Genomic DNA, 19,088 nt, shown 5'->3' on the forward strand with positions numbered 1-19,088 from the left:
ATACCAAAGCGCTTCTTTTTAGAAAGCTTTATCTTTGCGAAAAAAAAAATACGATGTTATACATATACGGAGCAACCGCTCATGCTAAAACTGCGGTAGATGTAGCAGAAGATTTAGCGATTGAAATTGGCGGTCTTATTGACAAATCGCTACTAATTGAAGATGTATTTGATTACGAGGTTCAACTTCATCATGAATCAAAAGGCACGGAAGAAAATTTCTTTGTCGCAGTCAAGAATCCTGGTCTTCGCCAAAGGATTGTGTCAGAAAACACAAACTGGAACTTCCAGACCCTCATCCATCCCAAAGCCTACGTATCAAAAAGAGCCGAAATTGGTGAAGGCACCATTATTCTTCCTGGCGCTTCGATCGCTCCAGATGTACAAATAGGCAACCACTGCGTTATTGCCGGTTCCGCCGTTATCGAAAGTAATACCATAATTGAAGATTTTGTCAACATCGGACCAAATGTCTCGATCGGAGCAAACGTTCTAGTAGGCCGCGGTTCAGAAATTAAAGCAAATACACGTATCGAAGACGAAGAAACTATCCCAAAAGAAAGTATAATCGCTTAATTAAATCCCCGCGGAATGAAACTGCAAATCGTATAGTTTTTTATAATAACCATCAAAAGATAGCAATTCCTGATGCGTTCCGATTTCCTTGATTTCGCCTTTATCCAACACAATAATCTTGTCCGCCTTCTGAATGGTGGACAAGCGGTGGGCAATAACAATCGATGTTCTTCCTTTCATGAGATTATCAATTGCATGTTGGATCATTTCTTCCGTTTCGGTATCTACCGAAGAAGTCGCTTCATCCAAAATAAGAATCCGAGGATCGTGTACCAAAGCCCGTATAAAAGAAATCAATTGAGCCTGCCCCGCAGATAAGGTTGCTCCCCGCTCTTTCACATCATAATCATAGCCCCCAGGCAGTCGCATAATAAAATCATGCGCGCCCACTTCTTTTGCTGCCTCGATTACCTGTTCTCTAGATATCCCAGGATCACCCAATGTGATATTATTGATGACGCTATCCGAGAAGAGGAATACATCCTGCAATACCGTCGAAATGGTATTTCTCAGATAATCGAGATCATAATCCCGGATATTACGGCCATCCAATAGAATTTCACCTTTATTGATTTCATAAAAACGGCTCAGAATATTAATTGTAGAAGATTTTCCGGCACCAGTAGCCCCAACTAACGCCAGAGTCTCGCCCGGATTAACTTTAAAGTTAACATCCTTTAGAACCCAGTTCTCCTCATTATAGGCGAACCAAACATCGCGAAACACAATCTCCCCTTTGATGTGTGCAGGTTTCAACGTCCCTAAATTTGGTGTCTTTTCATCGGTGTCCAAAACTTCAAAAATACGTTCAGCGCTCACCATACCCATTTGAAGTGTATTGAATTTGTCAATAAGTTCCCGAATGGGCCTAAAGATCATATTGATATACATGATAAAGGCCACAACTACACCCGGAGAGATCACATCACCCATAATTTGTTTGGAACCAAACCACACCAATAATCCCAAAGCAATGGCCATGATAATTTCCAAAACAGGAAAAAAGATAGAGAAGTACCAATTGGTTCGAATATGTGCATTTCGATGTTGCGCATTAATTTCTTTAAACTTATCCATTTCCTGCTTTTCACGCGCAAAATATTGGATAATACCGACTCCCGTAATGTGTTCCTGCAAAAAGGTATTTAAATTGGAAACCCATTTCCTCACATCAATAAAAGCAGATTTCATCGCCTCTTTAAAAACGTAAGTTGCCGCTACCATCAAAGGCATGGGTATTAAAACAATCAATGTCAGCTTCCAATCGGAATAAAACATCACAACCAGAATAACAACCAGCTGCAATAAATCACCGATAATCTGGATCAAGCCCTCAGAAAAAATATTGGAAAGAGTCTCCAGATCAGAAATGGTACGTGTAATCAGTTTTCCCAACGCCGTACGATCAAAATATTTTAGCCTGAGTTGAACAATGTGGTTAAATACCTGAATCCGGATATCGCGGATGACCGACTGCCCCAGGGTATTTGTCATTAGGGTATGGTAATAACGAATCAAGGTCTGCAGAATAACCAATGCCAACATCGCTATCAGCATGAGGGACAAGCCGCTTGTATCGAAGTTTAAAATATAGCTATCTAATGTATGCTGAATTAGCATAGGCAAAGCGGGCGCCACGGCGGCCAACAATATCGTTAGAACGACCGATATCCAAAATGACACATGGTAGGGCCGCATATAGCGACTCATGCGTTTCACTAAATTGATATCGTAGGTTTTACCAGTTATTTTATCTTGACTCACGTTAAATTCTATATCTATTAAATTCTATATATAAGGATATGCCACTTCTGTTAAATACAAACCATGTGCAGGTACAGAAACGCCCGCTTTTCCGCGGTTTTTACTTTGAATAACATCTTGCATAAATGAAACGGACTTGCCTTTTATCCCTATTTCCAACGATGTCCCTACAATGGCACGCACCATATTGCGCAAAAAGCGATCTGCAGTTATGTGAAAAACGAGATGTTGTTCAGTATGCCATACCCACTCGGCTCTACGAATATCGCAAATATTTGTAAACACCTGCGTATGAGACTTACTAAAGCATTCGAAATCTTGTTTACCCAATAAGAATTGCGCAGCTTCATTCATCTTTTCAACATCCGGACGATCGCGCATAAAACATGAATAGGGATAGATAAAAGGATCTTTATGAAAATGAAGATGGTATTCATATGATCTTTGTGTCGCATCGAAGCGAGCATGTGCTTCGGGTTCCACTTCGATCAAGCGCTTAACGGCCACATCAAAAGGCAATAAGGCATTGAGCGAATGAATAAAACGATCAGCTTTTTGCAGAATACCCACAGGAGCTGCATCAAAATGCGCATACAATTGCTTAGCATGAACACCTGTATCTGTACGGCCAGCCCCCGTTGTTTCAATGGGCTCCCGCAGCAGGGTTTCAAGCGCTTTATTCAGCACTTCCTGCACGGAAATTGCATTATTCTGAATTTGCCAACCATGATATCCCTGCCCGAAATAGGCTATTTCCAAAAAAAAACGTCTTTTATCCATTATACGCAACAAAGGTACGTTTTTCCAAATGAGCATCATTTCTTCACGGAACGAATTTGCTTATTTTCATCATTATTTAATCCTTACATGACAAAACTAATTGTTTTGCACTTCCTTTTTACTCGAATCTGCTTGGCGAGTAATTCGGTATCCAGAGCCACCAACGCTATAGCAAACTCCTACCATCTTCGGCCTGCGACCACGGTAAGTCCACCGTGAGTCCACGTTGAGTCCACCTTTTTAAGTACATTCAATGCGGGAGCACCATGGCCGCAATATGGTCGCACCCCGAACTTATCCCCTAGTTGTGCATAACACAGGGCTAAAAAGGCTATAGTAAATCGACCAGATTTTCAAAAGCCATGCCGCGTGATGCTTTCAATAAAACTGTGGCATCAGTTATCGGCTTTTCGCTGATTGCTTGTTTTGCTTCGGCAGTAGTTTCATAAAACTCACCACCTTCATACCGATGCGCGAAAAATTCTTTGCCGACAAAAATTTTGCGATCTGCCGGAATAGATCTTACGTTTTCAACAATTTTTTTATGTTCCTCAAATGATTCCGCCCCCAATTCAAACATATCACCTAATACCATAGCTTTCTTATCCGCTTCAATAATCCGGATATTATCCAGCGCAGCGGCCATGCTTGTTGCATTGGCATTATAATAATCGCAGATCAGCGTATTGTGGGCCGTCTTCATAATCTGCGAGCGATTATTCGTGGGTGTATAGCCTTCAATACCCCGATTGATCGCCTCGGAAGAAACGCCAAAATGCAGACCTACTGCAATTGCTGCAAGAAAGTTTTCGGTATTATAAGAACCTGTTAACTGTGTATCAATTACATAAGATTCGGCCATGCCCTTTTTTTGCCATTCAATTTGCAAAAGGGGATTTGCTTTAAGAAGCTTTCCAATCACGTCATTATCTTCCGAAAAACCATAAGTGACAATGTTAGCTATCTGGCGATCAGAAGCCATTTCTTTAAGGTGTGGATTATCGGCCTGCAAAAATAATACACCTTGATGGTCTTGCAGCCAATCGTATAGCTCACCTTTAGTTTTCTTCACTCCTTCAAAAGACCCAAAACCTTCTAGATGGGCTTTACCAACGTTAGAAATCAAACCATGTGTCGGTTCGGCAATTCCACATAACAAAGCTATTTCTTCCAAATGGTTTGCCCCCATTTCGATGATTGCCAGCTCAATGGAATCATCTATTGCCAATAGTGTTAAGGGAACACCAATATGATTATTCAAATTTCCTTTTGTCGCGTATGCTTTATACTTCTGTGAAACAACGGCATACAATAGTTCCTTCGTAGTCGTTTTTCCATTCGTACCCGTCACCCCAATAATTGGAATATGTAGCTGGTGTCTGTGGTAATTTGCAAGCTGCTGTAGTGTTTTTAAAACATCATCAACAAGAATATACGCTTCTCCTTTTCGGTAGGTCTCTTCATCAATAACAACATATTTAGCGCCCATTTCAAGTGCTTTCTCGGCGAAAGTATTCCCATTGAAATTAGCACCTTTTAAGGCGAAAAAAATACTATCCTTTTCAATTTTACGTGTATCCGTTGTAATATTTGGATACTGCTTATAAATCTGATAGAGTGATTGGATGTCCATGTTGAGAAATTTGTTGAACAAACTTAGAGAAATTGCTTTTTAAATGCAATACAATTGAACTCCATATAGACAATTTAGGACTCTTAATCGTTCTAAACATCCTTTTGTGGCTATATGAACTCAATCAAAGATATCCAAAACACGCAATATTTCAAGATACAAGTGCACGCTTCATGCCATGGTAGCATGCTAGAATTGTCTTTTCAATCGGTTTGCACAAACGTTACCGATAACGTTTGCGCATTTATTTTGGTGGATTTCCTTTAAGGAAGGCTTTAATATTGGTAATTTCATTGACCAATTAAACAATTTGGAATGCGAACGATCATACTTTCCTTTTTTTTAATTCCTTTTTTTCTTTTTGCTGCGGAAGTAAAGAGTTATGATTTTGTCGTGGCAAAAGATGGTACGGGAAATTTCACAACAATTCAAGATGCCATTGATGCTGTCCCTGATTTTCGAAAAAAGGAAACGGAAATATATATCAAAAACGGGACATATCGCGAAAAAATCATCCTCCCGGGGAGCAAGCAGTTTGTTACATTAGTCGATGAAGATAAATTTAAAACGATTATCAGTTATGACGATTATGCGCAAAAGAAAAATCGTTTTGGTGAGGAAATGGGTACTTCTGGCTCAGCAAGTTTTTATTGCTATGGGGACGATTTTACGGCCATAAACCTTTCTTTCGAAAATCTGGGACGCCCTTGGCGACCTTATACCAAAGTAATCTTCATGCATTGTAACCTTCCCAAATTTATTGAAGACAAAGGTTGGCACAACTGGGGCAAAGAGTCAAATGAGAAAACAGCTTATTTCGCAGAATATAAAAACAAAGGCGCGGGCTCAATGTCACAAAATCGTGTCAAATGGAGTTGCCTGTTAACAGATAGAGAGGCCGATAGCCTTAATTTCCAACGTGTATTCAAGGATTGGGTACCAAACCTTACATTTGATCGATAAGTAATGACCGGTAACGATTGCATAAGTTTTTCATCCAAGTTAGGGACAAAGAATGTACAATTGCTTTTACAAATAACCATTTTTAAACCAAAATGTAAAAAATGAATTCGTTTAAAAAGCACTATTCACGTACATTGAAATCCGCTCTTGGATTGTTGCTCGTGCTACCACAGCTGTGTATAGCCCAAGAGCCTGCCCATCCTATCGTACAACAGGTCGAATTTAAGAAAGACACGTTAAATATCGGCAATTATGGCGCTAAAGGTGACGGTCAATTACTTAACACAGCGTCAATCAACCAAACGATCCATACGTGTAGCGAACATGGCGGCGGTCTGGTACGGATCCCTTCCGGAATTTGGTTGACAGGGCCTATTGAAATGCAGAGCAATGTAAACCTGCACCTCAAACGAGATGCCGTACTGCTTTTCACCAAGGACTTTGATCAATATAAGCTTGTTGAATCTAATATCCATTTATCGAAATCCAACACAAGGACTGCCAAGAAGATCAGCCAATTTATAGCGGGAAGTACAGATAAATCCTTAACGATCAAAAATTAGGAACGCGATGAGAAAGTTATTTTTAATTCTTTTAAACCTTGCAGCACTTGTTCCATTTTCTGGATTTGGGCAACAAAAGCCTTTTTCTGAGCAGATGGCTAAAACTGTACTTGAACAGCTCTATCCGGATTCATTATTCAACAGGACCGACAAATTTCCAAAATGGTCATACGATATGGGGGTTATTTTTGAAGGCCTGACAGATGTGTGGCGCAATACGGCAGACGCTACCTATTTTAATTATATGCAATCGCGCATGGATGCTTATCTCAGCATTCCGGATTCGATTAAAAACTATGATGCATACGATTTCAATATCGACAATATCAAAAATGGCACCGCGCTATTAACACTTTACAAAGTAACCGGTAAAGAAAAATATCTAAAGGCCTGCCACCAATTATATGCACAGCTTCAAAAGCACCCTCGCACACATGAAGGTGGATTTTGGCATAAGAAAATTTATCCTTACCAAATGTGGCTAGATGGTTTGTACATGGGACAACCTTTTTATGCAGAATATGCAAGCCTAATGGATATTCCTGCTGCTTTTGACGATATCGCCAACCAGTTTAGCTACATGGAAAAAAACGCGCGTGACAAGAAAACAGGTCTGCTGTATCATGGCTGGGATGAATCAAGAAAGGAAAGCTGGTCAAACCCCAAAACAGGTTTATCGTCACACTTTTGGGCTAGGGGTATGGGCTGGTATGTAATGGCGCTTGTCGATATATTGGACTATTTCCCAGAAGAGCATCCACGAAGACAAGAACTCCTTGCAATCTTAAACAGAACGTTATCCGCAATTGTCAAGTATCAGGATGTCAAAACCGGCGTTTGGTATGACATTGTGGATCTGGGGACAAGAAAAGGAAATTACCTAGAATCTTCGGCATCAAGTATGTTTGTATTTGCATTGGCAAAATCACTACGCAAAGGTTATATTCCAGCTTCATTTCAGAAAAATCTGGATCGGGGCTACCAAGGGCTTCTACAACAATTCATCACCCCTGCTGGAGAAAACCGTGTTAATCTCACAAAGACTGTTCAAGTTTCTGGTTTGGGAGGAAAAAATTATCGCGATGGCAGCTTTGCGTATTATATGAGCGAACCAGTCGTTACCAATGATCCCAAAGGAGTCGGTGCTTTTATCCTTGCCGCATCCGAAGTTGAATTTGCAAAGGAACAAAAGGGCAACAAAAGGCGCACTGTCACATTGGACAATTATTTCAACAACGAATATAAAAAGACTGCATCGGGGCAAATTAAACCCTACCACTATCTTTGGGATGGTGACGACAACAACGGGTTTTCCCTATTGGGTAGGGTATTTGAAAAAAATGGTGGTCAATTAAACACATTAAGAACAGCACCTACATTACAGAATCTCTCAAAATCCAACGTCTATATCATCGTAGACCCCGACACAGAGAAAGAAACTGAGCATCCGCATTTTATGAATGAAACCGACGCCCAACAGATTACGCAATGGGTTAAACAGGGCGGTGTACTCGTTCTTTTCTTAAATGATAGCGGCAACTGCGAAATCAGCAGATTCAATACCCTTGCTCAAAAATTTGGCATCACATTCAATGAGGATAGTCGCAATCGAGTGAAAGGAAATGACTTTCAGACGGGAGCAATTGCTATTCCAAAAGGTAACGCCGTATTTCCGAGTACGGCAAAAATATATATCAAGGAAATTTCAACATTACAGGTAAACGCTCCGGCCCAAACATTGATTCAAGACCATGGTGATACCATCATTGCTACGGCAAAATATGGAAAAGGTACCGTATTTGCAATTGGAGACCCCTGGTTATATAATGAGTATACCGATGGAAGAAAGCTACCTAAGGAATATGAGAACTTTACTGCAGCGAATGATTTAGTACACTGGTTATTCAAACAGATCAACAACTAGAGACCATGAGAAAAATAAGTATGCTAAGTTTCATCGCGGTATCAGTGTTTCATAATTACTGTACAGGACAGACTGTGCGCACTAAAGATTCAATGGCCGAAAAGATGCTTCAGTACCAGTTGTCAAATGGCGCCTGGCCCAAACAGTTGGTAGACAAAAGTTTGGAGATCGGGACAATACAATCAAATACAACTTTGAGGAGGTTTCAGAGGAGCGTAGAAATGGCTATGCCTGTTTTGGCAACTGGCCGGAAAAGCTGATCCAAAAGGACTATCCAAAGTGGAAAAAACAATACAAAATTCAATAATAAAACTTTCAGATGTTACTGACACAACATACTATACATACAATCAATTCTGATCTCATCAGCAAGCCGACAGAATCCTCTTTCCTCTATCCGGAAAAGATTCTTCAATTTGGCACCGGTGTATTGCTCAGAGGCCTCCCAGATTATTTTGTCCATAAAGCAAATCAAAAAAAACTGTTTTGCGGTAGAATCCTCGTTGTAAAGTCAACAAGTTCGGCCGGTGCTGATGCTTTCGAACAGCAGGACAATCTATACACATTATCTATTAAAGGAATAGAAGATGGTGAAGAGATTTCACATTACGAAATCAACAATTCGATTTCTCGTGTATTGGCGGCCAACCAAGATTGGTCCGAAATATTAAAAAGTGCTGAAAATCCGGATCTGGAAATTGTTTTCTCCAACACTACCGAAGTCGGCATTGTTATGAGTGAAGACACGATCAATGACGCCCCCCCCACTTCTTTTCCAGGAAAACTTTTAGCGATTCTCTATCGCAGATTTGTTTACTTCAATGCGGATAAAAACAAGGGCTTAACCGTCGTCCCTACCGAACTGATTACCGACAATGGAACTAAACTGAAATCGATCGTCACAGCCTTAGCTAAGCTGAACGAACTCTCAGAAAAGTTTATGGACTGGCTTGATACCGCCAATGACTTTTGTAACACGCTGGTCGATCGCATCGTCCCCGGTGCGTTGCCTTTAGCAGAATACACGAAAACCTGCGCTTTATTGGGCTACGAGGATCAATTGATGATTATGGCTGAGCCCTTTCGCTTATGGGCGATAGAAGCTAATTCTGAACGTGTGCAACAACGCCTTTCTTTTGCATTGGCAGATCCGAATGTCATGTTGGTTCCTTCAATTGAAAAGTACAAGGAAATCAAATTAAGGCTCCTCAATGGAACGCATTCCTTAAGTTGTGCACTTGCCCTTCTTGCGGGCTTCGAAACAGTAAAGGAGGCCATGCAAAATACAGCATTCAATCAATTTATACGTCTTTTAATGCAAGATGAAATTGGTCCCGCCATTTTAAGCGACAGTATTTCTGTTGCCGATATCAACGATTTCTCATCCAAAGTCATCGACCGCTTTGCCAATCCACATCTGGAACACAAATGGGAATCCATCGCTTTAAATTATAGCTCAAAAATGGCAATGCGCAATATTCCGCTGCTAAGAAAGTGGTATACAACGCACAATAAAGCTCCTCAACTCTTCGCACTTGGATTTGCGGCTTATCTCTATCTATTAAAATCCAAGCTGAACGGTGATCAATATGAGCAATTGATTAATGGACGGACGGTTGTACTTCAGGACGAATCGGCACCGAGATTACATGCCGCCTGGAGCAATCCAGATAAACTCGTTCATACCGTGCTTTCAGATACGGATTTATGGGGGATCAATTTAACGGAGTTTCCTCATTTTGAAGAAACAGTCAACCAGAAATTGCAACAGATCATTGAAAAAGGGGCATTAAAGGCACTCGAAATTTCATCAGTTCTTGACAATAAAAAGTATAAATAGCGCTACAGATGAAAAACAACGTATTAAAGATACATCCCAAAGACAATGTTTTGGTCGCCTTACAAGATCTCAAAAAAGGTGATGCGATTTCGTTTGAGGGCAAACATTATATTCTACAGGAAGATATTCCTGCCAAGCATAAATTTTTTATGCAGGATATGCAGTTTGGTGACGAAATCTATATGTATGGGGTTCTCGTGGGAAAAGCGCAATTTGATATCCCACAGGGAAGCATCATGAATACCGACAACACCAAACATGCAGCCGAGCCTTACCATTTCAGGTCTTCACATTATCACTGGGAAAAGCCTGACGTTTCAAAATTTGACGGAAGAACTTTCAATGGTTACCTCCGTCCGGACGGTCGTGTAGGCACCGCAAATTACTGGTTATTTATCCCAACCGTTTTCTGCGAAAACCGAAATCTTGATGTTATCAAAGAGGCATTATACAATGAGCTTGGTTATTCAGTCTCTGGAAAATACAAGAACTTCACCCATCAGCTGTTAAAAGCCTATGAAAAGGGAGAAACACTGGATATGACCTCCCTCGGGCAGCTAAACACAATTACGCAGCAATCGGATCGCATATTCAAAAACGTGGACGGCATTAAATTTTTGAATCATCAGGGTGGTTGTGGCGGAATTCGACAAGATGCAGCCATCTTGAGTAAGTTACTTGCCGCCTATGCCGACCATCCGAATGTCGCAGGTATTACGGTATTAAGTTTGGGCTGCCAAAATTTACAGCTGAACGATCTAGTCAACGATATCAAGTTGCGTAATCCGGATTTTGACAAACCACTGTACTTATTTGAACAGCAGCAATCCAAAAGTGAGGAACAATTACTGAAAGAGGCGATACTACAAACTTTTATGGGCCTGACAGAAATTAATAAACTTGGAAGACAGCCGGTACCATTGAGCAAATTAACCTTAGGTGTAAAATGCGGTGGTAGCGATGGGTTCAGCGGTATTTCTGCCAATCCCGCAGTCGGTTATACTGCCGACCTTTTAGTTGCTCTTGGCGGAAAGGTACTGTTGGCCGAATTTCCAGAATTATGTGGTGCCGAGCAGAATCTAATAGACCGTACCATCGATCCAAAGGCTGCCAATAAATTCATCGATCTGATGACCGCTTATAGCAATGCTGCCGAGGCTGTTGGTTCGGGTTTTTATATGAATCCATCTCCAGGAAATATCCGCGATGGACTTATCACGGATGCTATAAAAAGTAATGGTGCCGCGAAAAAAGGTGGTACTTCGCCTGTTGTAGATGTCTTGGATTATACTGAGGAAGCAACAAAGCCCGGTCTTAATTTGGTCTGTACCCCCGGAAACGATGTTGAGGCAACAACTGGAAAAGCAGCCGCTGGTGCAACACTAATTCTGTTTACAACTGGCCTGGGTACGCCTACCGGAAATCCAATATGCCCGGTCATCAAAGTTGCAACAAATAATATACTGGCAACCAAAATGGCCGACATTATCGATATCAATACCGGTCCTATTATAGACGGTGAGAAATCGATCCAAACCATGGGTGAAGACATTTTAGAATATTGTATCAAAGCAGCTAGTGGTGAAATAACACCTAAGGCTGTCCAATTAAATCAAGACGACTTTATACCTTGGAAAAGAGGTGTGAGTTTATAAAAATAGGATATTGTATGAAAGCTTTTTTAGACGACAACTTTTTATTAAACACAAAAACAGCAGAACAGCTATATCACAGCTATTCAAAGCATTTGCCGATCATTGATTATCATAATCACTTGATTCCTGAACAAATCGCTAATAATGTAAAATTTGACAATATTAGTCAAGTGTGGTTACATGGCGATCATTACAAATGGCGGGCCATGCGGGCCAATGGAGTCAATGAACGTTATATCACTGGCGATGCTTCCGATGAGGAAAAATTTATCAAGTGGGCAGAAACTGTACCTTATACGCTTCGCAACCCGTTACATCACTGGACACACCTCGAGTTACAGCGCTATTTTGGCATCACAGATTTGTTGTCACCAAAGACGGCTGCCAAGATATATGCCGATACAGGCGCTTTGTTACAACAAGACAGCCATTCCGTCCGCGGGTTACTGAAAATGATGAAGGTTGAAGTGGTTTGTACCACTGACGATCCTATCGACAGCCTCGAGTTTCACCAACAATTTGCAAAGGAAAAAGAATCGTTCAAGATGCTTCCCGCCTTTCGTCCGGATAAAGCGATGAACTCCGATGATATTATTGCATTAAATCAATATATCGATAAACTGGAAGCAGTCAGCGACATTCAAATCAATAGCCTTGGGGATTACTTAAACGCGTTAAAAACAAGACATGATTTCTTTGCTGCCAACGGATGTAAAGTATCGGATCACGGCCTGGAACAAATCTATGCCGAAGATTATACCGAACAGGAAATTGTGACGATCTTTGAGAAGATTCGTACAAAAAAGGAAATCTCCCCAACCGAAAACCTGAAATTCAAATCTGCGATGTTGATTTATTTTGCAGAATGGGACCATGAAAAAGGCTGGGTTCAACAATATCACTTAGGAGCATTGCGCAACAACAATGCCCGTATGCATCGTTTGATCGGACCTGATACCGGTTGGGATTCGATCGGAGATTTTAGTCAGGCACGTGCATTGTCAAAATTTTTGAATAAATTAGACAATCAAGATAAGCTAACCAAGACCATCTTGTATAATCTCAATCCTGCCGATAATGAACTTATTGCAACCATGATCGGGAATTTCAATGATGGATCAATTAAGGGAAAAATTCAGTTTGGCTCGGCTTGGTGGTTTCTAGACCAAAAAGACGGAATGACAAAACAAATCAACACGCTGTCAAATATGGGTTTATTGAGCCGTCTCGTCGGTATGTTGACAGATTCTAGAAGCTTCCTTTCATTTCCAAGGCATGAATATTTCAGAAGATTGTTGTGCGACATCTTCGGACAGGACATTGAAAAGGGAGAGATACCACATGATATCGAATGGGTAGGGAAAATCATAACAGATATCAGCTATAATAACGCGAAAGAATATTTTGAATTTTAATGAACATGCAGGGTAAAGTTTTAAGCTTTGGAGAATTGTTGTTGCGGATCTGCCCCGACATCGAACAAGATTGGATTGAACAACATCAGTTGCCTTTTTACGTCGGCGGTGCCGAGCTGAATGTAGCCACAGCCTTAGCGTTGTGGAATGTACCATCATCCTACTTATCTGCAATTCCTCAAAATGCCATCTGTGAAGGTATTGATAGTTACCTTCAACGCAGAAGTATAGACACATCAGCGATGCAGTGGACTGGCGAGAGGTTGGGTATTTACTATCTGCCAAAAGGAAAAGATCTAAAAAATGCAGGTGTCATTTATGATCGTGCGAACTCCTCCTTTGCAAACCTCAAAGTAGGTAGCATTGACTGGGAAGAGGTCTTTGCCGATGTTAAGTGGTTTCATTTTTCAGCCATCTGTCCTGCAATTAGTCAAGATATTGCAGACCTATGCCTGGAGGCCGTAAAAAAAGCACAAGAGAAATCAATCTTTGTATCCTTGGACCTTAATTACCGTGCTAAACTCTGGAAATATGGAAAGGCCCCAAAAGAGATTATGCCCGAAATTGCCCAATATTGCAATTTAATTATGGGCAATATATGGGCTGCTCATCAGATGCTCGGAACCCAGCTAGAGGAACAATTCTTAACTTCTTCTTCCGGATATCAGGAAGAAGATCTATTGGCACAAGCAGATCGTACAAGCAAGGAAATTATATCAGCGAATCCGATTTGTCAGTATGTGGCCAACACTTTTCGTTTTGACTATAAAACCAAGGGAATCAAGTATTATACCACACTGTTTGACAAAGACAGCCTGATTAAATCAACGGAATATACTGCCGAAGAAATTTTGGACAAAGTAGGTAGTGGAGATTGCTTTATGGCAGGCCTGATTTATGGGTTGTATTCCAACCTTTCTCCAAAAGAAACCCTAGCGTTTGCAACGCTCGCAGCATTCGATAAACTATTCATCGCGAGCGACGCAACAACAAGTACAGTGGAAGACATAAAAAAAAGAATGATAGCATGAATTTGAAAGAAATTGTATTAGATAAAATTATAGAGCAGGGGACACTTCCTTTGTTTTTTCATCACGATAAGGCCGAAAGCATAACTATCCTGCGAACTTTATATCAGGCAGGCATACGTGTCTTTGAATTTACAAACCGCGGCCCAGAAGCATTGGCAGTGTTTGAAAGTTTGATTGCCGCAAGGAATTTAGACATGCAAGATCTCTATTTAGGTATTGGCACCATCAAATCGGTTGAAGAAGCGCAACAATTTCTGCAAATTGGTGCAGATTTTATTGTTTCTCCCATTGTAAACCCCTTAGTTGGCTCTCTTGTGCATGAGCAGCATAAGTTGTGGATTCCAGGATGTATGACACCGACAGAAATCTATACTGCGCAACAGCAGCAAGCGGCGCTTATAAAATTATTTCCTGCAAATATTCTGGGGCCGGCATTTATGTCGTCGATAAGAGATCTCTTTAAAGGACAGAAATTTATGCCGACGGGGGGCGTAGAAATCGAAATGGAGAATTTAAAAGCCTGGTTCAAATCCGGGGTTTGCGCAGTAGGCATGGGCAGCAAGTTAATTGACCCCAAAGACACAAGCAATTTATTCGAAAACACTAAAAAAGCACTTGAATTTGTCTCAAAAGCACGATAAACGTCTTCATATAGTGACTTCAAAAAAGTCATGCTGAGGGGCACTTTTTGACAGCAGGAAACAGACACGTACACTAAAAAAATAAACTATTAAACCCATTATGATTAACACGGAGAAAAAGAGTAATTACCGTTGGGTGATATGCTCTCTACTATTTTTTGCTACCACAATCAATTACCTGGATCGGCAGGTGCTGTCCTTGACCTGGAAAGATTTTATTAGTCCTGAGTTTCATTGGACAAATACAGACTATGGTAATATTACAGCACTATTTTCGATCTTTTACGCCATTAGTATGCTATTTGCAGGTCGCTTTGTGGATTGGATGGACACAAAAAAAGGTTTTCTATGGGCAATTGGAATCTGGTCAATTGGTGCCATATTACATGCTTTCTGTGGTATAGCGACCTCAGGAATTGTTGCCGGCGAATGGTTCGTCGGTTTCGAAGGCGCAAAAGAGGCAATTTCTCATGTGAATAATGCCGGCTTAATCATTAGCGTTAGTGTCAACCTATTTATCTTTGCCCGCTTTGTTCTCGCTGTTGGAGAGGCGGGGAATTTTCCTGCCGCGATCAAAGCCACAGCCGAATATTTTCCAAAAAAAGACCGGGCGCTCTCAACAAGTATCTTCAACTCGGGCGCAACTATTGGTGCCCTGGCTGCACCCTTGACCATTCCTGTAATCGCCGCACATTGGGGTTGGGAAATGTCTTTCATCATCATAGGTGCATTAGGCTTCGTTTGGATGGGTTTCTGGATTTTTCTCTATAAAAAGCCACATGAAAATCCAAAAGTCAATGCGGCAGAATTGGCATATATCAATCAAGATGACCATGAACAGCAGTCCGCACATACGGTCGATACGAAACTTCCAAGAACAACCATATCTGAATGCTTAAAATATAAGCAAACCTGGGCATTCGCCTTTGGAAAATTTATGACCGACGGAGTCTGGTGGTTTTTCTTGTTCTGGATGCCAGCTTATCTTTCTGCCGTCTACGACATAAAATCATCGGATACAGAAGGGCAGCTCGCAATTTTTGTGCTCTATGCAATTACTATGTTATCTATTTATGGTGGATGGCTACCGACCTACTTTGTGGAGAAAAAGGGTATGAATGCCTATGAAGGCCGCATGAAAGCCATGCTGTTATTTGCTTTTGTACCATTGGTTGTTCTTTTCGCTCAGCCCTTGGGGCATCTCTCCTATTGGATACCTGTCATTCTGATCGGTTTCGCCGGAGCCGCACATCAGTCCTGGTCCGCCAATATCTTTTCGACCATTGGAGACTCATTCCCAAAACGCTCCATTGCAACTGTTACAGGGATTGGAGGGCTTGCAGGAGGTATTGGAGCCTTTATTATCAACAAGACGTCAGGATGGTTATTTGATTATGCAAAAGAAACACAAATGACTTTTATGGGATTCAAAGGCGAAGAAGCTGGATATTTTATTATCTTCTCTTTCTGTGCGATCGCATATTTAATTGCATGGGTGATAATGAAAACCCTAGTTCCTAAACTTATTTTAATAAAAAATTAACATATATTGCGAAATTTATATTACATTAGCAATATCTTTATAAATATCAATCTAAACCATTTTTTAAAACAATGAGCTTAAACTTAGAAGGTATCTTCTACGAGGAGAAAGACATTCCCGCAGAATTTACGCTCGACGAACAGGTCGATCAAAGAGAGTTCCTTTCCAATGGAGAAATGATTTCTTGGACGGGTCAAGTAAACGAAGTTTTTTCACCTATTTGTGTGAAGACTAAGGATGGCTTGAAACGTAAGCGCATCGGTAGTTTCCCTGTTTGTACTGAAAAAGAGTCCATGGAAGCCTTAGACGCTGCTGTAAAAGCATACGACAATGGCCGTGGAGAATGGCCGACAATGAGCGTTGCCGATCGTATTACTTGTGTTGAAAATTTCACGCAAAAGATGATTGCCAAAAAGGACATTGTTGTCAAGCTTATTATGTGGGAAATTGGCAAATCCTATGCAGACTCAGTAAAAGAGTTTGATCGCACAGTGGAATACATCTATGCAACGATCGATGCATTGAAAGATATAGACCGCGATTCTTCGCGTTTTCAAATCGAACAAGGTATCGTTGCCCAAATCAGAAGATCTCCATTAGGCGTCGTCCTTTGTATGGGCCCATTTAATTATCCATTGAATGAGACATTCACGACTTTGATTCCAGCATTGATCATGGGAAATACCATGTTATTCAAACCACCTAAACATGGTACGTTATTACATTATCCTTTATTAGAAGCTTTCAGAACGAGTTTCCCAAAAGGTGTTGTCAATACAATCTATGGCCGTGGCAACAAGATTGTCCCTAGCCTAATGCAATCGGGAAAGATCAATGTCTTGACGTTAATCGGTTCAAGCCGTGTTGCTGATGAACTTAAAAAATTGCATCCAAAAGTGAATCGCCTTCGCGCTATTCTTGGCTTGGACGCAAAAAACGCAGCAATTATTACAAAAGATGCAGATTTGAATCTCGCGGTTTCTGAAACCGTACTGGGTTCACTCTCTTTCAATGGCCAGCGTTGTACAGCATTAAAAATTATCTATGTACATCGCAGCTTAGCACAGGAGTTCCTAAAACGTCTCTCTGCTGAAGTCGCAAAATTGAAATATGGAATGCCTTGGGAAAAGGGGGTATCTTTGACTCCGCTTCCAGAAGTCAATAAACCAGCTTATTTAACTGAATGCATTGAAGATGCAAAAGCATATGGTGCAAAAGTAGTCAATGAAAATGGTGGTCAAGTTGCAGAATCGTTCTTCTATCCGGCAATTGTTTACCCTGTCAATTCACAGATGAAACTTTATAGAGAGGAACAATTTGGCCCAGTTATCCCTGTTGTTCCTTTTGACGACCTTGAAGAACCTATCGAGTACTTAATCGGATCTTCACACGGACAACAAGTAAGTATTTTTAGTAATAACGCAGCTGTTGTTTCATCGCTTATTGATCCACTTGTCAATCAAGTTAGCCGTGTAAACATCAATTGTCAATGCCAACGCGGTCCGGATACTTTCCCTTTCACAGGTAGAAAGGACAGTGCTGAAGGAACGTTGTCAGTAGTTGATGCTTTGCGCTCATTCTCCATACGTTCTCTAGTGGCCACAAAGTTCACCGAGGAAAACAAGAAATTGTTAAACGAAATCGTGAGTGAAAATGAATCAAATTTCTTAAGCACGAAATACATTTTCTAGTATACGGCTGATATGAACAAGCGACATCGATCATTTCGGTGTCGCTTGTTTTTAAATCCATTTTTTCAGAAATTTTCCAAGTACATTTTCAGATCAACTCCATCCTTTTTACGACAGCCCTTCCTCTGTCAATCAAATTGTTTTAGGTGTATGCTTCTTTCTGATTTTATAGCATCCTAAAGTTATTTCAACATCAGATTTTTTTGAATAGGTAACTGCAATTCACAAATCCCTTTGGCAACCAGCTTTGCCACTTCATTGGCACCAAAGGTATTCAAATGGGTATCATCTTTCTTTCCCTGTGGATAATTCATATCGCCACTGTCTACATGTAAAAACAATTTCTTACTTCCATCTTCTCCGTAAGACCTGACAAGTACTGTTGTCTGATCTTCCATGTCAATACAAGGTATTTGCATATTTCGAGCAATCTTGCGGATAACAGCCGGATACTGCCCATGGGTTTTGATGAGAACACCATTTTCAAATTTACGTCGCGCTATCGGTGTCAAAAGAATTGGAATCCCCCCTTTCTCCTTTGTCTGATTGATATAGAAAGTTAAATTCTGTTCAAACTCTCCCAACGAAGTTCCCACATTGGGTTTATCGACTTTTTCGTCATTATGTCCAAACTGGATAAAAACATAATCTCCGCGACGGAGGTTTTCAAAAATAGGTTCCCAATGATTAATAGTACTCCCGTCCTTGCCCGAATCTTGTTTAAAGGATTTAGAACTGCGGCCATTTAATGCACGATTATCGATCCTCACTTGTTGATTAAACATCTTTGCAAAAGCCATTCCCCAACCAGTTTCAGGAAAGGTGCGCTTATCTTTATTTGCAGCTGTTGAGTCGCCAATTATATAAATTGTGAGGGTTTGTTCCTGCTGTAAAGCGAGGAGAAAAATTACCATCACAAAGCCCGAAATAAGTGTACCGATTTTCTTCATTGGGTATATCTAAAAAACACCTGCCTTCAACATCCAGAAGGCGAGTTGTATTCATTTTACTTAAAATCCTATTAAACCTACCCTGCTTATAGAGGAGAACAAACGGGAGCATTAAAAATC

Annotated in this window: 16 protein-coding genes; 12 read left to right on the forward strand and 4 right to left on the reverse strand. The window is 40.7% G+C overall.

Annotated features, from left to right (window positions below; all coding sequences use genetic code 11):
* The first annotated feature begins 53 nt into the window (after positions 1-53).
* Entirely contained in the window at positions 54-575 is a 522-nt protein-coding gene (locus tag A9970_RS11460; protein WP_153844460.1) for an acetyltransferase, read from the forward strand.
* Here A9970_RS11460 and A9970_RS11465 read toward each other — a convergent pair whose 3' ends face one another.
* From A9970_RS11465 to murF, 3 genes are all read right to left on the reverse strand, one after another.
* A complete protein-coding gene (locus A9970_RS11465) occupies positions 576-2,339 on the reverse strand; it encodes an ABC transporter ATP-binding protein (protein ID WP_153844461.1) in 1,764 nt (587 codons plus the stop codon). It lies immediately after the preceding gene.
* Positions 2,340-2,363: 24 nt separating this feature from the next.
* Positions 2,364-3,158, reverse strand: coding sequence for a tRNA pseudouridine(38-40) synthase TruA (gene truA / locus A9970_RS11470; protein WP_259655374.1), 795 nt, complete (start codon positions 3,156-3,158; stop codon positions 2,364-2,366).
* A 292-nt stretch (positions 3,159-3,450) separates the two neighbouring features.
* Positions 3,451-4,752, reverse strand: a complete 1,302-nt coding sequence (gene murF, locus A9970_RS11475; protein WP_153844462.1) for a UDP-N-acetylmuramoyl-tripeptide--D-alanyl-D-alanine ligase — start codon at positions 4,750-4,752, stop codon at positions 3,451-3,453.
* 315 nt (positions 4,753-5,067) lie between these two features.
* On the opposite strand from murF, the gene A9970_RS11480 reads away from it, so the two are divergent.
* The 11 genes from A9970_RS11480 to A9970_RS11530 all read left to right on the forward strand — a co-directional run bounded on the left by A9970_RS11480 (position 5,068) and on the right by A9970_RS11530 (position 18,018).
* Complete coding sequence (locus A9970_RS11480; RefSeq protein WP_182982358.1) at positions 5,068-5,715, forward strand: pectinesterase family protein; 648 nt, start codon at positions 5,068-5,070, stop codon at positions 5,713-5,715.
* A gap of 101 nt (positions 5,716-5,816) precedes the next feature.
* A complete protein-coding gene (locus tag A9970_RS11485) occupies positions 5,817-6,278 on the forward strand; it encodes a hypothetical protein (RefSeq protein ID WP_182982359.1) in 462 nt (153 codons plus the stop codon).
* A gap of 7 nt (positions 6,279-6,285) precedes the next feature.
* Entirely contained in the window at positions 6,286-8,202 is a 1,917-nt protein-coding gene (locus A9970_RS11490; RefSeq protein ID WP_182982360.1) for a glycoside hydrolase family 88 protein, read from the forward strand.
* Between the two features lie 181 nt (positions 8,203-8,383).
* Positions 8,384-8,509, forward strand: coding sequence for a pectate lyase (locus tag A9970_RS11495; RefSeq protein WP_259256301.1), 126 nt, complete (start codon positions 8,384-8,386; stop codon positions 8,507-8,509).
* 12 nt (positions 8,510-8,521) lie between these two features.
* Positions 8,522-10,042 (forward strand): tagaturonate reductase, encoded by a 1,521-nt coding sequence (locus A9970_RS11500; RefSeq protein WP_182982361.1) that lies wholly within the window; start codon positions 8,522-8,524, stop codon positions 10,040-10,042.
* Between the two features lie 8 nt (positions 10,043-10,050).
* The gene (locus tag A9970_RS11505; protein ID WP_159727539.1) at positions 10,051-11,697 is read left to right on the forward strand and encodes a UxaA family hydrolase; all 1,647 of its coding nucleotides are present in this window, start codon (positions 10,051-10,053) and stop codon (positions 11,695-11,697) included.
* 14 nt (positions 11,698-11,711) lie between these two features.
* On the forward strand, positions 11,712-13,112 hold the full coding sequence (uxaC, locus tag A9970_RS11510; RefSeq protein WP_153844468.1) for a glucuronate isomerase: 1,401 nt from the start codon (positions 11,712-11,714) through the stop codon (positions 13,110-13,112).
* A 5-nt stretch (positions 13,113-13,117) separates the two neighbouring features.
* Positions 13,118-14,143: a sugar kinase gene (locus tag A9970_RS11515; RefSeq protein WP_227550070.1), complete on the forward strand. Its 1,026-nt coding sequence runs from the start codon at positions 13,118-13,120 to the stop codon at positions 14,141-14,143.
* Positions 14,140-14,784: a bifunctional 4-hydroxy-2-oxoglutarate aldolase/2-dehydro-3-deoxy-phosphogluconate aldolase gene (locus A9970_RS11520; protein ID WP_153844470.1), complete on the forward strand. Its 645-nt coding sequence runs from the start codon at positions 14,140-14,142 to the stop codon at positions 14,782-14,784. Before A9970_RS11515 ends, A9970_RS11520 begins: the two co-directional genes overlap by 4 nt.
* 100 nt (positions 14,785-14,884) lie before the next feature.
* Positions 14,885-16,327: an MFS transporter gene (locus A9970_RS11525; RefSeq protein ID WP_159727543.1), complete on the forward strand. Its 1,443-nt coding sequence runs from the start codon at positions 14,885-14,887 to the stop codon at positions 16,325-16,327.
* A 71-nt stretch (positions 16,328-16,398) separates the two neighbouring features.
* Positions 16,399-18,018, forward strand: a complete 1,620-nt coding sequence (locus A9970_RS11530; RefSeq protein ID WP_153844472.1) for an NADP-dependent glyceraldehyde-3-phosphate dehydrogenase — start codon at positions 16,399-16,401, stop codon at positions 18,016-18,018.
* 182 nt (positions 18,019-18,200) lie between these two features.
* Here A9970_RS11530 and A9970_RS11535 read toward each other — a convergent pair whose 3' ends face one another.
* Positions 18,201-18,968, reverse strand: a complete 768-nt coding sequence (locus A9970_RS11535) for a rhamnogalacturonan acetylesterase (protein ID WP_182982362.1) — start codon at positions 18,966-18,968, stop codon at positions 18,201-18,203.
* Between the last annotated feature and the right edge of the window lie 120 nt (positions 18,969-19,088).

Source organism: Sphingobacterium sp. UME9 (assembly GCF_014170215.1).
GTDB classification, from domain to species: Bacteria; Bacteroidota; Bacteroidia; order Sphingobacteriales; family Sphingobacteriaceae; genus Sphingobacterium; species Sphingobacterium paramultivorum.

Excerpts from the sequence above, each read along its gene's own strand:
- A9970_RS11485 (WP_182982359.1), top strand. The coding sequence starts at position 5,817 with ATGAATTCGTTTAAAAAGCACTATTCACGTACATTGAAATCCGCTCTT.
- A9970_RS11525 (WP_159727543.1), top strand. The coding sequence starts at position 14,885 with ATGATTAACACGGAGAAAAAGAGTAATTACCGTTGGGTGATATGCTCT.
- A9970_RS11490 (WP_182982360.1), top strand. The coding sequence starts at position 6,286 with ATGAGAAAGTTATTTTTAATTCTTTTAAACCTTGCAGCACTTGTTCCA.
- A9970_RS11505 (WP_159727539.1), top strand. The coding sequence starts at position 10,051 with ATGAAAAACAACGTATTAAAGATACATCCCAAAGACAATGTTTTGGTC.
- A9970_RS11530 (WP_153844472.1), top strand. The coding sequence starts at position 16,399 with ATGAGCTTAAACTTAGAAGGTATCTTCTACGAGGAGAAAGACATTCCC.
- A9970_RS11500 (WP_182982361.1), top strand. The coding sequence starts at position 8,522 with ATGTTACTGACACAACATACTATACATACAATCAATTCTGATCTCATC.
- murF (WP_153844462.1), bottom strand. The coding sequence starts at position 4,752 with ATGGACATCCAATCACTCTATCAGATTTATAAGCAGTATCCAAATATT.
- truA (WP_259655374.1), bottom strand. The coding sequence starts at position 3,158 with ATGATGCTCATTTGGAAAAACGTACCTTTGTTGCGTATAATGGATAAA.
- uxaC (WP_153844468.1), top strand. The coding sequence starts at position 11,712 with ATGAAAGCTTTTTTAGACGACAACTTTTTATTAAACACAAAAACAGCA.
- A9970_RS11520 (WP_153844470.1), top strand. The coding sequence starts at position 14,140 with ATGAATTTGAAAGAAATTGTATTAGATAAAATTATAGAGCAGGGGACA.
- A9970_RS11460 (WP_153844460.1), top strand. The coding sequence starts at position 54 with ATGTTATACATATACGGAGCAACCGCTCATGCTAAAACTGCGGTAGAT.
- A9970_RS11480 (WP_182982358.1), top strand. The coding sequence starts at position 5,068 with ATGCGAACGATCATACTTTCCTTTTTTTTAATTCCTTTTTTTCTTTTT.
- A9970_RS11535 (WP_182982362.1), bottom strand. The coding sequence starts at position 18,968 with ATGAAGAAAATCGGTACACTTATTTCGGGCTTTGTGATGGTAATTTTT.
- A9970_RS11515 (WP_227550070.1), top strand. The coding sequence starts at position 13,118 with ATGCAGGGTAAAGTTTTAAGCTTTGGAGAATTGTTGTTGCGGATCTGC.